The sequence below is a fragment of the Myxococcus guangdongensis genome, from assembly GCF_024198255.1.
GTDB classification, from domain to species: domain Bacteria; phylum Myxococcota; class Myxococcia; order Myxococcales; family Myxococcaceae; genus Myxococcus; species Myxococcus guangdongensis.
Map to the genome: position 1 here is coordinate 36008 of NZ_JAJVKW010000002.1, position 14864 is coordinate 50871.

The following is a 14864-nucleotide window of genomic DNA, read 5'->3' on the forward strand; positions in this document are numbered from 1 at the left end:
GGATCAGCGCCTCCCGCCCGACTTCTTCGCCGGGGCCTTCTTCGCCGCCGACTTCTTCGCCGGGGCCTTCTTCGCGGCCGACTTCTTCACGCTCTTCCTGGCGGGAGCCTTCGCGCTCTTCGCCGCGGACTTCTTCGCCGGAGCCTTCGTGCTCTTCGTGGCCGACTTCTTCGCCGTGGGCTTCTTCGTGGCGGACGCCTTCGTGCTCTTCGTGGCCGACTTCTTCGCCGGCGCCTTCGCGCTCTTCGCCGCGGACTTCTTCGCCGGGGCCTTCTTCGAGTTCCGGGACTCGTCGCCCGAGAACGCCTCGCGCACCGCAGCGATGGTCGCCTTGGCCATGGAGGCCACGGACTTCTTCGCGCCCTTGGCCCGAGGCGGCGCCTCCACGTGGATCTTGTCGGTGCGGCCCGTGAACAGCACCTCCGCCACCGCGTCCATCAGCGCCTGCATCCCCTCGCCCGTGGCGCACGACACAGGGAACACGCGGATGCCGCGCTCACGCAGGGCCTCCGTGAAGGGCCCCAGCCGCTCCTGCGCGTCCGGCAGGTCCTGCTTGTTCGCCGCGACGACCTGGGGCCGCCCCGAGAGATCCTCGCTGTACTTCTCCAGCTCCCGGTTGAGCACGTCGAAGTCGTGCAGCGGCTCGCGGCCCTCGCCCTCCGCGCCCATGTCGATGAGGTGGATCAACACCTTGCATCGCTCCACGTGCCGCAGGAACTGGTGGCCCAGGCCCACGCCCTCGCTGGCGCCCTCGATGATGCCGGGGATGTCCGCCATCACGAACGACAGGTGGTCTTTGTACTGGACCATGCCCAGGTTGGGGGCCAGCGTGGTGAACGGGTAGTCGGCGATCTTCGGCCGCGCCCGGCTCACCCGCGAGATGAACGTGCTCTTGCCCGCGTTGGGGAAGCCCAACAGGCCCACGTCGGCCAGGAGCTTCAGCTCCAGCCGCAGCGTGAACTCCTCACCCTTCGTCCCGTCCTGGGCGAAGCGCGGCGTCTGCCGCGTCGAGGTCGCGAAGTTCATGTTGCCCAGGCCGCCCCGCCCGCCCTTCGCCGCCTCCCAGACCTGCCCCGGCTGGCTCAGGTCCACCAGCAGCTCCTCGGTGGCGTGGTCCTTCACGAGCGTGCCGACCGGCACCTTGAGGATCATGTCCTCGGCGGCACGACCGTTACAGTCGTTGCCCATGCCGTGCTCGCCGCTCTTCGCCCGGTGGTGCTGCTGGTAGCGATAGTCGAGCAGCGTGGTCAGCTGCGGATCAGCCACGAAGATGATGGAGCCACCGTTGCCGCCATCACCGCCGTTGGGACCACCGCGCTCGATGAACTTCTCACGGCGGAAGGAGACACAGCCGTTACCGCCATCGCCCGCCTTCACGAAGATGCGGACCTCGTCGACGAACTTCATGAAAGCTCTCCTGAAAAACGCAGAGCGGGCCGCCTCACGTCCTGTGCGCCCAAGGGCGCGGGGACGGGAGAAGCGACCCGCTCGTGGATGCCGCGCGGCGACCGGCCCTCGAGGGGGCCGGGAAACCGTCAGGCGCTGGGCTGCTCAGCGGCCGGGTAGACCGAGACCTTCTTGCGGTCGCGGCCCAGGCGCTCGTACTTCACCACGCCGTCCACCACCGAATAGAGGGTGTAGTCGCGGCCGAGCTTCACGTTCGCGCCCGCGTGGATGACGGTGCCGACCTGGCGAACCAGGATGCTGCCGGCCGAGACCTCCTGGCCTCCGTACACCTTCACGCCGCGGTACTGCGGATTGGAATCGCGACCATTGCGCGAAGAACCCTGACCTTTTTTATGGGCCATGACACCTTGCTCCTGAAGTTGAGGTGAAACCGTCCGGACTAGCCGGAGATGGAGGTGACCTTCACCTCGGTATACGGCTGACGGTGGCCACGGCGACGGGTCCAACCCTCCTTCTCCTTGCGGAAGTGGAGGACGCGGCGGTGCTTGTCCTGCGCCAGGACCTTGCCCACGACGCGAGCGCCGGAGACCGTCGGCTGGCCCACCTTCGGGCTGTCCGTACCGCCCAGCAGGAGAATGTCGGTGAAGGACACCTCGGCCCCGATGTCGCCGGCGATCTTCTCGATCCGGAGGACATCGCCCTCGGCGACGCGATACTGCTTTCCGCCCGTGCGAATCACTGCGTACATCGTCTAACCCCTGTCAGCTTCGGGTTGGGTCAACCCGTGGAATCGGCCGCGCATTTCGGACGGACGGGCCGCCCTAGCGCAAAGGACGGCCGGATTTACGGGAGATGCCCTGGGGAGTCAAGACGGATGCTGGATCATCTCGTCCGGCGGTGCAGATTGCCCCCGCTCCCAGGCGCCCCTACCTGATGGTCCGGCCGAAAAAGCCCGGCCTCACACCGTCCTACCATCAACCCCCGGGGGGAATTCCACAATGAAGAAACTCATGTACGGCCTGGTGGCCGCCGGCACCCTTTTGTTCGGCGTCGGCTGCGGCAGCGATAGCGCCTGCGACGACCTGGCCGACGCGAGCCGGGCGGTGAACGACAAGACGGAGGCCTGTGGAACCGACACGGGGATGGACGAGGAGGACTTCGACAAGGGCCGGTGCGAGGACGCGTTGAAGGACTGTTCGGACAGCGACAAGGACCGCCTGAAGGACGTGGCGGACTGCATCCAGGACCTGCCCGATTGCCGGGTGGGCGCCGAGATGGAGTGGGTCGATCAGTTCAGCGCCTGCTTCCAGCAGGCGGCGGGCCTGAGCGCCGCGTGCGCCGCGGCGGCTGGCGGGTAGCTCGCCTCCCGAACTGGCGGCACCGGGCCCGGCTCCCCTCAGGGAGGCCGGGCTCTCTCGTTCGAGGGCTCGGCGACGCCCCGGGCGTCCAGCGCACGACGGACGCTGCGGTAGCGGTGGTGGAGGCTCGACTCCAGCGGGTCCAGGGCAAGGCCCCGCTCGTAGGTCTCCAGGGCGCGGGCGAGCTGGCCCTCGCGCTCCAGGGCGGAGCCGGACAGGTAGTGCACGCGCGCCATGCCCGCGGACTGGGGCCGCCGGGTGAGGAACTCGCGCCGGAGTGACTCGAGTTGCTCGGACGTGAGGCCTGCCTCCAGGCAGCGAGCGACGCCCCGGTGGTTGCCCCGCCAGGCGTCGTAGAGCGCCCGCTGCGTCACGGTGCCCAGCACCTCCCCTGCTTCGTGCAGCCGGGCGAGCACCGAGTCGAGCAGCAGGGACTGCGCGGGTGACAGGGGACGCTGTCGCAGTGACTCGAGGGTGCCCCGTGCCTCCCGGGTGCACCTGCGCAGAGAGCCCATGTCCAGGTCGGGCGGGATGGCGAGCACGGCGTAGTGGTCCCCCGTCAAGCGGGCCCGGTAGGCCTCCAGCACCTGGGCGGCCTCCTTGTCGTCAGCGGGCGTGGATGCGGGCGGAGCGGCACGTCGGCCAGGGCCGGCGCGCAGGAGCGCGTCGACAGAGGACTTGAGGGCCAGGGTGGCCTCGACGAACTGGACACCGAAGCCGGTGGGCATGCCCCAGACCTGGGCCTGCTCCGCGGGCACATGGCGCACCACCTCGCAGACGACGGACTGCGGGCCCGACTCCAGCTCCAGCACGAGCGGCAGTCGCGCGAACAATGGCGGCAGCAGGCCATCGCTGCGCAGGAACAATCCACCGCGGGACAGGTCGGACCCGGCCAGCCAGACCGGTGTCTCGCCGGGGCGCAGCACGGCGCGAACAAGGAGCTCCACCGTGCGCGGCCGGGCGGTGGTCGGTGGGATGTCGTTGGAGCCGGGCAGGACTCCGTCGGCGGCGGGGTCGAGGACCGGAGGCAGGACGCTCGAGGCGTTCTGGATGGCGGCGCCCCAGTTTCGGGATGCCAGATTCGGGACTGGGGACCAGGGCGCGACGAGGTCCTCCGACGACGCGACACTCTTCGGCGCCGGTGCGGGAGGCACGCTCCGTCCGGATGCAGACGAAGCGGCCGGCGTTGGTGGCGCACTGCTGTTCGGTGTCCCGGGAACTGGAGCATCGCGTCTGTTCGATGAAGGGCTCCCGGTGGGAGCAACATCGGACACTCGCGGCGGGCCGCTCTGAGACGACGGACGACGAGCCTCCTTCGGAATCTCTCCGCTTCCTGGACGGGCCGAGCCCGACGGATAGACCTCGGACGCGACGGCTGCTGGTTTCACGTCGAGGGGCGGCCGAGCCTGTCCTTGTTGAGAAGGAGAAGGACGACGAGCCTCCTGCGGTCGTGCATCAACGGATGGCCGAAGCGACATAGGCGCAGGCACCAGGCCCCCCGCCTCTGACGGCTTCGCTCCGATGGGCGATTGAACTGGCTCCGGCGGAGACGGACGCGACCTAACGCCCAGGGGCATGGCCCCCATCGACGATTGAACTGGCACCGGCGGAGACCGACGCGACCCAACTCCCAGAGGCATCGCCTCCATCGGCGATTGAACTGGCATGGGCGGAGACGGACGCGAAGCAGCCCCCGACGCCCTCGGCTGAGACACCTGAGCGCGCGGAGACGAGCGCAGTCCTCCGGACATCGCCCCGGGAGGCAGCACCTCGCCCATCGCGGACACGAGTCCCGGCGGCGATGGACGCAGCTCTTCGTCCCGTGCCCCAGGCGGATTCACACGCTCCACGGGCCGGGCCTGTCGCGGCGACACGTTCCCGTTCGACACAGGCGCGGGCAGGTCCGTCTCCATCATCACGGGGACAGGAGGAGCATTCCTCCCCTCACCCGCCACAGGCCCCGGACCCGCCACGGGCGCGGGAGCACTCCGAGCTCGGACACCAGGCTCCACGGGCCGTGCCTGCCGCGATCGGGCATGGAGCTCCTCGGCCAGCGCTCCCTCCAGCGCCGCGCGCAGGATGGCCGCCGTCGCGTACCGCTCCTCCGGTGTCTTCGCGAGCGCGCGCAGGATGACCCGCTCCAACGCCGCGGGCACCGCCGCGTGCACGGACCGGGGCGGCGGAGGCGCCCGCATCTGATGCGCCACCAACTGCGCCGTCAGCCCCTCGTCCTCGAACGGCAGCCGCCCCGTCACCAGCTGATACGCGAGCACCCCCAGCGCATACAGGTCCGCGCGCCCATCCACGCGTCGACTCAGGGACTGCTCGGGCGCCATGTACTCGGGCGTGCCCACGATGATGCCCGCGTGGGTCTGCGGCATGTTCGCGTCCGCCAGCTTCGCGATGCCGAAGTCGAGCACCTTCACGAACGGCGTGCCCCGCCCGCGCCGCACCAGGAAGACATTGTCCGGCTTCAGGTCCCGATGGACGATGCCACTCAGGTGCGCGGCCTGCAGCGCGTCGCACACCTGCGAGAGCACCGACACCACCGCGGGCGCCGGCAGCGGCGTGCCCACCCACGCGGACAAGGGCGCCCCATCCAGGTACTCCATGATGAGGTACGGCCTGGGCGGCCCCGCGTTCAGGTCGAAGATGCTGACGATGTTCTCGTGGCCAATGACATTCACGGCCCGAGCCTCCGCGTGGAAGCGCTGCACCAGCTCCGGGTACGTCGCCAGGTGCTCGTGCAGCACCTTCACCGCCACCCGGCTGCCGATGGAGACGTGCTCGCCCAGGTACACCGCGCCCATCCCCCCGCGGCCCAGCCGGCGCACCAGCCGGAAGCTCCCCAGCTTCGTGCCCACCAGCGGGTCCACCTCCACGGAGACGGACGAACAGCGGGGCCGGGCGGGCACACTCTCGCCTTCGGCTCGGACCAGCGTCGAGCATGACGACGCCGACCCATGTCGGTGGCCGCACGCCTCGCACGCATCAGCGCTGCTCTCCTGGGCCATGCCACTCCCCCGGGCCTGCCCAGCTAATCTGGACATTCACGTCCACGCGAGGCCACTGCCGGCCTCCGGTGATGTCGGCTGGCGAAGTGGCCTCTCGTGCCGCGGTGCCAGGAGACGGTCCTCCGGCGGACGCTGAAGGTGCCGACAATCCATCACGCTCGATTAGAGTGCGGCGCCCATGTCCGGAACCTCACGTCGCATCCCCCTCGTCGACCTGTCCCACTACCGCACCGGAACGCCCACCGAGCGAGCCCGCTTCGTCCAAGTCTTCGGCGAGGGCCTGCGTGAGTTCGGCTTCGTCTCCGTGGTGGGACATGGCATCGACGACGGCCTCATCCGCCGCACCTACTCGGACATCGAGAAGCTCTTCCAGCTCCCCGAGGACGTGAAGACGCGCTACGCGGTGCCGGAGCTCGCCGGTCAGCGCGGCTACACGGGCTTCGGCAAGGAGCACGCGAAGGACCGCAAGGTGGGGGACCTGAAGGAGTTCTGGCACGTGGGCCGCGAGCTGCCCGAAGGCCACCCGTACCTGAAGCACTACGGCGCCAACGTGTGGCCCGGCGAGGTGACCTCGTTCCGCGAGCACACGCTCGCCCTCTTCCGCGAACTGGACGGCGCCGCGAGCGTGATGCTCCACGCCCTGGCCGAGTTCTTCGGCGTGGCGCGCGAGACGTTCAGCGGCATGGCCACGGATGGCAACTCCGTGCTGCGCCTCATCCATTACCCGCCCCTGAAGGAGCGCTTCATCCCCGGAGGCGTGCGCGCCGCCGAGCACGAGGACATCAACCTCATCACCCTGCTGTGCGAGGGCACCGCGTCCGGCCTGGAGTTGCTCACGCGCGATGGAGAGTGGCTGCCGGTGGACACGCTGCGCGGGCAGATTGTCGTGGACTCGGGCGACATGCTCAGCCGCGTGACGAACGAGGTCATCCCCGCCACCACGCACCGGGTGGTGAACCCGAAGAGCGCGGACGAGGACACCGTCCGCTACTCGCTGCCCTTCTTCGTGCACCCCTACTCCGACTGCGTGCTGGAGCCCCTGCCCTGCACCCAGACACCGGAGAACCCCGCCCGACACGGCCCCATCACCGCCGGCGCCTTCCTGCAGCAGCGCCTGCGCGAGAACGGCCTCATCAAGTAGCCCCTCACCGCCCGGTGTCCGACGCGCGCGTCACACCGGCCCCTGGATGCTCTCGTGGACGAAGCACGCCTGCCCACGCATGTGGAGCTGTTCGCCCTCCAGCCGCGCGTCGCGCTGGAGGACTACACCTCCCCGTCCACCTTCGCCGCGAGACACCGCGCGCTCGCCGAGCGGGTGGACCTTCTGCGGACCCGCGATGAGGCAGGGCGTCCGCGCCATCCCGCCCTCGCCGTCTGGCCCGAGTGGGTGGGCGCGCCGCTGGAGCTGTTGGGCCACGTGCGGCGAGTGCATCGCCACACGACGGTGAGAAGCGCGCTGCGAAGGGTGGCGCGCGCGGAGTGGTGGGACGTGTGGCACACGTGGAAGGAGCTGCATCCTCCGACGATGGTGGAGTGCCTGCACGCCACGCTCGCGTCCCGGGTGCACCGCGTGATGCACGAGACCTTCTCCGCCATCGCCCGGGACTTCGGCCTGTGGGTCGTCGCGGGCAGCGCGTTCCTCCCCGACAACCGATTGACCGCCGACGGCCCGGACTTCGAACCCCGAGGCGCGCGCATCTTCAACACCAGCCACACCTTCTCCCCCGAGGGTGTCCGCGTGGCCACGGCGCGCAAGGTGAACCTCCTGCCTTCCAGCGAGGACACCCTGCGCCTCAGCCCGGGTCGACCCGAGGACCTGACCCTCGTCGCCACGCCGTTCGGCAGACTGGGGACGCTGCTCGGATACGATGGTGCCGCGAGACCTCGCACGTCGAAGGAGCCCTGGTTCGTGCCGTGCGCGCAGTACCTGGACGCATGGCGCGCACAGGTGGTCGCCCATCCCTCCGCGCATCCAGGAGCCTGGGATGAACGCTCACTCGACGAGGGACTCCTCGGGCAACTGCCAGCCCTGCGTCACGTCCGCTACACCGTGACGGCGCAGCTCTCGGGTGAGCTGTTCGACCAGCGCTTCGAAGCGCCCTCGCTCATCGTCGAGCGCACGGACGGGGGCGCCACACGCGTCCTCGCACGCGCGGAGCCTTCACTCGCCGATGAAGTGCTTCACGCGCTCGTCCCCGCGTGCCCCGCGTAATCAGTCGCCGAGCTTCTTCTTCAGCAAGTCATTCACGAGCGCGGGGTTGCCCTTGCCCTTCATGGCGCGCATCACCTGGCCCACGAAGAAGCCGAACACCTGCTTCTTGCCCGCGCGGTACTTCTCCACCTCGCCCAGGTTCTTCGCGAGGATGTCGTCCACCACCGCCTCGATGGCGCCCGTGTCGCTCACCTGCGCCAGGCCCTTCTCCGCGACGATGTCCGCGGGCGGGCGGCCCGTGCGGAACATCTCCCCGAGCACGTCCTTGCCCGCGTTGCCGGACACCGTGCCCTGGTCCACCAGGGTCAGCAACTCCGCGAGCTGCGCGGGCGTGAAGCGCACCTCGCCCACGGTGGTGCCCGACTCCTTGAGCAGCCGCAGCAACTCGCCCTGGAACCAGTTGGAGAGCTTCTTCGCGTCCGGATAGCGCTGGGCACACGCCTCGAAGAAGTCTGCGAGCGGGCGCTCCGTGGTGAGGAGGCGCGCGTCGTACGCGGGCAGCCCGTACTGACTCACGAACCGCTGGACCTTCGCGCGCGGCAGCTCGGGCAGTGACCTACCCACCGCCTCGACGACCTCGGTCGTCACGTGCAGCGGCGGCAGGTCCGGCTCCGGGAAGTACCGGTAGTCGTGCGCGTCCTCCTTGCTGCGCATCGAGCGTGAGACTCCCTTGTTCGGGTCCCACAGCCGCGTCTCCTGGTCCACCTTCCCGCCGGACTCGATGACGTCCACCTGCCGGGCAATCTCGTACTCGATGGCCTGCTTCACGAAGCGGAACGAGTTGAGGTTCTTCAGCTCGCAGCGCTGGCCGAACGTGTCGGAGCCCTTGGGCATCACCGACACGTTGGCGTCGCAGCGGAAGCTGCCCTCCTCCAGGTTCCCGTCGTTGACGCCCAGGTACACGAGGATGTCGCGCAGCGCCTTGAGGTACTCCACCGCCTCGTCCGCGTCGCGCAGGTCCGGGTCGCTGACAATCTCAATCAGCGGCACGCCCGCCCGGTTCAAGTCCACCAGGCTCTGGCCCCCATCCCCGTCGTGCACGCTCTTGCCCGCGTCCTCCTCCATGTGGATGCGCCGGACGCGGATGACCTTCTCACCCCGCGGCGTCTCGATGGCCAGGCGCCCGAACTCACAGATGGGCAGGTCGTACTGCGTAATCTGGTAGCCCTTGGGCAGGTCCGGATAGAAGTAGTTCTTCCGGCTCCACACGCTCCTGGCGTTGACGCGGCACTCCAGCGCGAGCCCCGCGCGGATGGCGAAGTCCACCACGCGCTCGTTGAGCACGGGCAGCACGCCCGGCATGCCCAGGCACACCGGACAGGTGTTGCGGTTGGGCTCGGCGCCGAACGCGGTGGAGCAGCCACAGAAAATCTTGGACTGCGTCCGGAGCTGCGCGTGGACCTCGAGGCCGATGACGGGCTGGAAATCGCTCACGGGCATGGCGGTGTCACCAGGCGGCCCTACGCCTCGACAGGCGCGAGGCGGCGGAAGAAGTCGTGCTCACGCTCGAAGGCCCGAGCGATGCGCAGCAGCAGGGCCTCGTCGAAGGCCCGCCCCAACACCTGCAACCCCACCGGAAGCCCCGCCTTCGTGAAGCCACAGGGCACCGACAGGCCAGGGATGCCCGCCAGGTTGCAGGGCAGCGTGTAGACGTCCATCAGGTACATGGACAGCGGGTCATCCACCTTCTCCCCCAGCTTGAACGGCGCCACGGGGGAGATGGGGGCCACCAGCGCGTCCACACCCTTGAAGGCCTGGGTGAAGTCCTCACGGATGAGCGTACGGACCTTCTGCGCGCGCAGGTAGTAGGCGTCGTAGTAGCCGGCGGACAGCGCATACGTGCCCAGCATGATGCGGCGCTTCACCTCCGGCCCGAAGCCCCGCTCGCGCGTCTGCGCGTACAGCTCCTTGAGCCCGCGTGCGTCCTTCGCGCGCAGGCCGTAGCGGATGCCGTCGTAGCGCGCCAGGTTGCTGGACGCCTCGGCGGGCGCGATGAGGTAGTACGTGGCCAGCGCGTACTGGGTATGTGGCAGCGACACGTCCACCAGCGTCGCGCCCAGTCGCTCGTACTCGGCGAGCGCCGCGCGGACGGCGGCCTCCACCTCCGGGTCCATCCCTTCGGCGAAGTACTCGCGCGGCACGCCCAGCCTCAGCCCGCGCACCCCGCCCTCCAGCTCCGCCGAGTAGTCCGGCGTCTTCGCTGGCGCGCTCGTCGCGTCCAGCGGGTCGTGCCGCGCGATGACCTGCAACAGCGCCGCCGCGTCCGACACCGTGCGCGTCATGGGCCCCGGCTGGTCCAGCGACGACGCATACGCGATGACGCCGTAGCGGGACACCCGCCCGTACGTGGGCTTGAGCCCCACCGTGTTGGTGAAGGCCGCGGGCTGGCGGATGGAGCCGCCCGTGTCCGTGCCCAGCGCGCCGAACACCTCGCGCGCCGCCACCGCCGCCGCCGAGCCTCCCGAGGAGCCTCCCGGCGTGCGCGTCACGTCCCAGGGGTTGTGCGTGGGGTGGTACGCGCTGGACTCGTTCGAGGAGCCCATCGCGAACTCGTCCAGGTTCAGCTTGCCGACCAGCGGCAGGCCCGCTTCCTTCAAGAGCCGCACCACCGTCGCGTCCAGCGGCGGCACGAAGCCCTCCAGCACGCGCGAGCCGGCGGTCGTCTCCACGCCCTCGGTGAGGAACAAATCCTTGAGGCCCACCGGCACGCCGTCCAACGGGCTCGCCGGGGTGCCCGCGCGCCTGCGGGCGTCACTCGCCTCCGCGGACGCCAGCGCGCCCTGCTCGTCCACGCGCAAGAAGGCGCGAATCCGCGGGTCCACCTGTTGGATGCGCGCCAGGCACGCACAGGTGGCCTCGACGGAGGACACCTCGCCCGCGTCCAGCTTCCGCGCGAGCTCCAGCATCGTCAGGTCCGTCAGCTGCATGACGTGGAACCCCTCCGGCTACTCGATGATTTTCGGCACCGCGAAGGAGGTCCCCGACTTCGCCGGGGCGTTGGCCAGCACCTTCTCCGGCGGCAGGGAGGGCCGCGTCACGTCCTCGCGAAGCAGCGAGGCCGTGAGCGTGGCATGCGAGGTGGGCGCCACGTCCCCCACATCCAGGGTCTGCAACTGCGCCACCGCGTCCAACACCGCCGACAGCTGCGTGGCCATGCGCTGCTCCTCTTCAGGAGTCAGCGCCAGCCGCGCCAGGGTGGCCACGTGTCGCACCTGCTCGAGCGTGAGGGCCATGCCAACAGACCTCCCTGGGACCTCGGGTCTACTTCTTCTTGAAGAGGTTCAGGATGGCGCCCATCACCTTGCCGCCACCCTCGTGCCCGTGCTGCGCGAGCAGCTGGTCCAGCTCGCCGGCGTCCAGGAAGACTCCGCCGCAGTTGAAGCACGTCTCCAGCTCGACCTTGCCCTGCTTGAGCGTCTGCAGGTCCATGCCGCACTTGGGGCACTTCATCCAGTGGAGCTTCTTGAGCTCGTCGCGCTGGGCCTGGGCCGTGTCGGCGGCCTGCTGGAGCGCCAGCTTGCGCTTCTTCTCAATCTCCTCGCGGGCGAAGTACTCCTCCTCGCTCGAGGACGGCTTGTCGTTGTCTGCCATGGCGATGTACCTCCAGGAAATCGTGGCGGCACCATACCCCCTCTGGTGCAACGCGCAGCCGAAATGTAGGCCCCCTGTCCGGCAGCCGGAAAATTGACCGGACCCCCTCCCTCCCTACACTCGTCGCGGGCATTGCTACAGCCCGCTACGCGGCTGAGACGCGCAGAGGGAAGAAGGTCATGACGGCGAAGAAGGGTCGGGCGGAGAAGGCAGTGCTGTCCCGGCAGGAGATCGCGACGCGTCGCAAGGCGCTCGCGGACAAACGGCGCAAGGCGGGGGTCGAGGGCGGTGACGGAACGACGGCCCGAGCCATCACCGGTGTCTTCCTGCTGGCGGCGTCCCTGCTGTCATTGTTGTCGGTGGCCACGTTCGACGCCCATGACCGGGTCGGACCAGGCTTCCGCAACGCGGTGGGCCCCATGGGCCACCTCATCGCGGAGACCCTGCGGGGGATGCTCGGCGTGTGCGCCTACCTGGCGCCCGCGGGAGGCGTCTACGCCGCGATGGTGCTCTTCGTGGGCAGCCGCGAGCGCAAGCGCGGGCCGCAAATCGTCAGCCTCGTCCTGCTGACGGCGAGCGTGGCCGTGCTGGCGCAGCTCATCTTCGCGGGCGACAAGGGCTGGGCGCATCCGCCCGGTGGCGCGCTGGGCGCGAGCCTGGGCGGCGTCATGGAGGGGCTGTTCTCCACCGTCGGCACCGTCATCCTCGTCACCGCCATCAGCGCGGCGGCGCTCATCGTCGGCACCCAGTACACGTTCTTCAAGCTGTGCTCGCTGGTGTGGGCCGGACTGAGCGTGCTGGGCCGCCGCGTCTCCGATGCCGCCGAGGCCTTCTGGGAGCAGCAGAAGGTCGCCTACAAGGCCCGCCAGGAGCGCGCCGCGGAGGAGAAGCTCGAGGAGGCCGCCTTCCTCGCGCAAATCGAGGCGGACGAGGAGGAGCTCGCCGAGGCCGAGCGCGCCGCCGAGGAGGCCGAGGCCGCCGAAGCGGAGGCCATGGCCGAGGAGGCCGTGCGCCTGGCCCGCCAGAACGAGAAGGAGCAGGCCGTCGCCGCGAAGCTGGCCCTCAAGGAGTCTCGCGAGAAGGAGAAGCTGGAGAAGCAGACGCGCAAGGCCCTGCCCCTGCCCGAGGACACGGACTCGCTGCCGCCCACGTCCTCGCCGCCCGCGCCCGCCGAGAGGATGCTGCCGCGCATCGCGGAGAAGCGCCCCGCTCCCGGCGCGGACCCGGCCTGGGCCGCGTCGTTCCTGGCGCCCCAGCCCCACTCCGCGCCCCCCATCGTCCCCGAGGGCGTGGAGCCTCCGCGCGGCCGCCGCAAGACGCCGAACATCGTCACCGGCCCCGCCGCGCCCATCGCCGCGCTGCCCGAGTCCACCGAGCCCGTGGCCCCGGCGCCCGTCATCTCCCTGCCCCAGCCTCCGCAGGCCGCGGCGCCCCAGCCCGCACCGGCCCAGGCCGCGTCCGCCCTGGCGCGCATGCCGCTCATCGTGGAGCCCAAGGCGCCGCCCAAGCCCACCGTGAAGAAGACCCAGGACCAGTTCGAGTTCGTGGGTGACCGCAAGAGCTTCTCGCTGCCGCCGCTCGACGTGCTCGAGTACGACAAGAAGGAGCGCTCGGAGCTGGACAAGGACGCGTTCCTGTCCACGGCGGAGAAGCTGCGCGCGAAGCTGGCCGACTTCGGCATCGTCGGCGAGGTGGTGGAGATCCGCCCCGGCCCCGTCGTCACCATGTACGAGTTCCTGCCGGGCCCTGGCATCAAGGTGAGCAAGATTGCCGCGCTCGCCGACGACCTGGCCATGGCCATGGAGGCGATGCGCGTTCGCATCGTCGCCCCCATCCCCGGCAAGGGCGTGGTGGGCATCGAGGTGCCGAACAAGGACCGTGAGACCGTCTATCTCAAGGAGATCGCCGAGCAGGACGCGTTCCTCAAGGGTCCCAGCAAGCTGACCATGTGCGTGGGCAAGGACATCGAAGGCATGCCGTACGTCTTCGACCTGGCCAAGGCGCCGCACCTGCTCATCGCCGGCACCACCGGCTCGGGCAAGTCGGTGGCCGTCAACTCGATGATCATGAGCATCCTCCTGAAGTCGACGCCGGAGGAGGTCCGCTTCATCATGGTGGACCCGAAGATGCTGGAGCTCTCCGTGTACGAGGGCATCCCGCACCTGCTCTTGCCCGTGGTGACGGACCCGAAGAAGGCGGCGCTCGCGCTGCGCTGGGCCGTGGAGGAGATGGAGCGCCGCTACCAGATGCTGTCCGAGGCGGGCGTGCGCAACATCGCCGGCTACAACAAGCTGGTGGAGAGCTCCGCCTCCGAGGTGAAGGAGGTGCTCGCCGCCGCCGAGCCCGCGCCCAAGAAGTCCAAGCCCAAGAAGGTCCTGGTGGTGGACCTGGAGGGCGGCGAGCCCAAGCCCGCGGCCCAGGCGTCGGACGGGCTGGGCGTGGCCGCGCCGCGCGAGGACATGGAGGACCTGCGCGAGGCGCTGGTGTCCGCCGAGGACGAGGCCGCCCCGGAAGTGCCCGAGGTGGAGGCCGAGCCCGAGGACGACGACGCGGGCGCGCCGCTGGACGCCGCCGCGTCCAAGCCGGAGAAGAAGGAACTCAAGAAGCTGCCCTACATCGTGGTCATCATCGACGAGCTGGCGGACCTCATGATGGTCGCCAGCCGCGAGGTGGAGACATACGTGGCGCGCCTGGCGCAGATGGCTCGCGCGGCCGGCATCCACCTGATGGTCGCGACGCAGCGTCCCTCCACGGACGTCGTCACCGGCATCATCAAGGCGAACTTCCCCACACGCATCAGCTTCATGCTCCGCTCCAAGCCGGACTCCATGACGATTCTGGGCACGGTGGGCGCCGAGGCGCTGCTCGGCATGGGCGACATGCTCATCATGCCGCCCACGAGCGCGCACCTGCAGCGCGTGCACGGCGCCTTCGTGTCGGAGCAGGAAATCAAGAAGGCGGTGGACCACCTCAAGGCCCAGGGCAAGCCCGTCTTCGACGAGTCCATCCTCAAGCCGCGCGACGAGGACGTGGAGTCCGGCGGCGGCGAGGACGAGCTGTCCGACGAGCTGTACGACCAGGCCCTCGCCACGGTCAGCGAGATGCGCGCCGTCTCCATCTCCATGCTCCAGCGCAAGATGCGCATCGGCTACAACCGCGCCGCGCGCATGATTGAGCGCATGGAGCGAGACGGAGTCGTCGGCGCCGCCGATGGCGCCAAGCCCCGCGAGGTGCTCATCCGAGGGGTGGGCGACATGCCGGGCGCGGGCGCGATGTAGTCCA

General features: G+C 69.6%; 12 protein-coding genes. 4 read left to right on the forward strand and 8 right to left on the reverse strand.

Annotation, left to right across the window (positions count from 1 at the left end; genetic code table 11):
* Positions 1–3 precede the first annotated feature (3 nt).
* The 3 genes from obgE to rplU form a co-directional block, all read right to left on the reverse strand.
* On the reverse strand, positions 4–1407 hold the full coding sequence (gene obgE / locus LXT21_RS05070; protein ID WP_254036959.1) for a GTPase ObgE: 1404 nt from the start codon (positions 1405–1407) through the stop codon (positions 4–6).
* Between the two features lie 128 nt (positions 1408–1535).
* Complete coding sequence (rpmA, locus tag LXT21_RS05075) at positions 1536–1808, reverse strand: 50S ribosomal protein L27 (protein WP_046711556.1); 273 nt, start codon at positions 1806–1808, stop codon at positions 1536–1538.
* A gap of 38 nt (positions 1809–1846) precedes the next feature.
* Entirely contained in the window at positions 1847–2155 is a 309-nt protein-coding gene (rplU, locus tag LXT21_RS05080) for a 50S ribosomal protein L21 (RefSeq protein WP_141328088.1), read from the reverse strand.
* 250 nt (positions 2156–2405) lie between these two features.
* Here rplU and LXT21_RS05085 point away from each other — a divergent pair, with 250 nt between their 5' ends.
* Positions 2406–2765 (forward strand): hypothetical protein, encoded by a 360-nt coding sequence (locus LXT21_RS05085; RefSeq protein WP_254036960.1) that lies wholly within the window; start codon positions 2406–2408, stop codon positions 2763–2765.
* Positions 2766–2803: 38 nt separating this feature from the next.
* On the opposite strand, the gene LXT21_RS05090 is transcribed toward LXT21_RS05085, so the two are convergent.
* Complete coding sequence (locus LXT21_RS05090; protein WP_254036961.1) at positions 2804–5680, reverse strand: serine/threonine-protein kinase; 2877 nt, start codon at positions 5678–5680, stop codon at positions 2804–2806.
* A 277-nt stretch (positions 5681–5957) separates the two neighbouring features.
* Between LXT21_RS05090 and LXT21_RS05095 the strand changes: the two genes are divergently transcribed.
* The gene (locus tag LXT21_RS05095) at positions 5958–6920 is read left to right on the forward strand and encodes an isopenicillin N synthase family dioxygenase (RefSeq protein ID WP_254036962.1); all 963 of its coding nucleotides are present in this window, start codon (positions 5958–5960) and stop codon (positions 6918–6920) included.
* Positions 6921–6974: 54 nt separating this feature from the next.
* Positions 6975–7991, forward strand: coding sequence for a carbon-nitrogen hydrolase family protein (locus tag LXT21_RS05100; protein WP_254036963.1), 1017 nt, complete (start codon positions 6975–6977; stop codon positions 7989–7991).
* Here LXT21_RS05100 and gatB read toward each other — a convergent pair whose 3' ends face one another.
* From gatB to LXT21_RS05120, 4 genes are read right to left on the reverse strand one after another with little or no spacing between them, the layout of a single operon-like run.
* On the reverse strand, positions 7992–9431 hold the full coding sequence (gene gatB, locus LXT21_RS05105) for an Asp-tRNA(Asn)/Glu-tRNA(Gln) amidotransferase subunit GatB (RefSeq protein ID WP_254036964.1): 1440 nt from the start codon (positions 9429–9431) through the stop codon (positions 7992–7994).
* A 20-nt stretch (positions 9432–9451) separates the two neighbouring features.
* Complete coding sequence (gene gatA, locus LXT21_RS05110; RefSeq protein WP_254036965.1) at positions 9452–10918, reverse strand: Asp-tRNA(Asn)/Glu-tRNA(Gln) amidotransferase subunit GatA; 1467 nt, start codon at positions 10916–10918, stop codon at positions 9452–9454.
* An 18-nt stretch (positions 10919–10936) separates the two neighbouring features.
* The gene (gatC, locus tag LXT21_RS05115) at positions 10937–11224 is read right to left on the reverse strand and encodes an Asp-tRNA(Asn)/Glu-tRNA(Gln) amidotransferase subunit GatC (protein WP_254036966.1); all 288 of its coding nucleotides are present in this window, start codon (positions 11222–11224) and stop codon (positions 10937–10939) included.
* Positions 11225–11252: 28 nt separating this feature from the next.
* The gene (locus LXT21_RS05120) at positions 11253–11582 is read right to left on the reverse strand and encodes a TFIIB-type zinc ribbon-containing protein (RefSeq protein WP_254036967.1); all 330 of its coding nucleotides are present in this window, start codon (positions 11580–11582) and stop codon (positions 11253–11255) included.
* Between the two features lie 179 nt (positions 11583–11761).
* Between LXT21_RS05120 and LXT21_RS05125 the strand changes: the two genes are divergently transcribed.
* Positions 11762–14860 (forward strand): FtsK/SpoIIIE family DNA translocase, encoded by a 3099-nt coding sequence (locus LXT21_RS05125; protein ID WP_254036968.1) that lies wholly within the window; start codon positions 11762–11764, stop codon positions 14858–14860.
* Positions 14861–14864: the final 4 nt, after the last annotated feature.

What these genes read in the sequence shown, in the direction of transcription:
- obgE (WP_254036959.1), bottom strand. Translation starts at nt 1,407, where the DNA reads ATGAAGTTCGTCGACGAGGTCCGCATCTTCGTGAAGGCGGGCGATGGC.
- rpmA (WP_046711556.1), bottom strand. Translation starts at nt 1,808, where the DNA reads ATGGCCCATAAAAAAGGTCAGGGTTCTTCGCGCAATGGTCGCGATTCC.
- rplU (WP_141328088.1), bottom strand. Translation starts at nt 2,155, where the DNA reads ATGTACGCAGTGATTCGCACGGGCGGAAAGCAGTATCGCGTCGCCGAG.
- LXT21_RS05085 (WP_254036960.1), top strand. Translation starts at nt 2,406, where the DNA reads ATGAAGAAACTCATGTACGGCCTGGTGGCCGCCGGCACCCTTTTGTTC.
- LXT21_RS05095 (WP_254036962.1), top strand. Translation starts at nt 5,958, where the DNA reads ATGTCCGGAACCTCACGTCGCATCCCCCTCGTCGACCTGTCCCACTAC.
- gatB (WP_254036964.1), bottom strand. Translation starts at nt 9,431, where the DNA reads ATGCCCGTGAGCGATTTCCAGCCCGTCATCGGCCTCGAGGTCCACGCG.
- gatA (WP_254036965.1), bottom strand. Translation starts at nt 10,918, where the DNA reads ATGCAGCTGACGGACCTGACGATGCTGGAGCTCGCGCGGAAGCTGGAC.
- gatC (WP_254036966.1), bottom strand. Translation starts at nt 11,224, where the DNA reads ATGGCCCTCACGCTCGAGCAGGTGCGACACGTGGCCACCCTGGCGCGG.
- LXT21_RS05120 (WP_254036967.1), bottom strand. Translation starts at nt 11,582, where the DNA reads ATGGCAGACAACGACAAGCCGTCCTCGAGCGAGGAGGAGTACTTCGCC.
- LXT21_RS05125 (WP_254036968.1), top strand. Translation starts at nt 11,762, where the DNA reads ATGACGGCGAAGAAGGGTCGGGCGGAGAAGGCAGTGCTGTCCCGGCAG.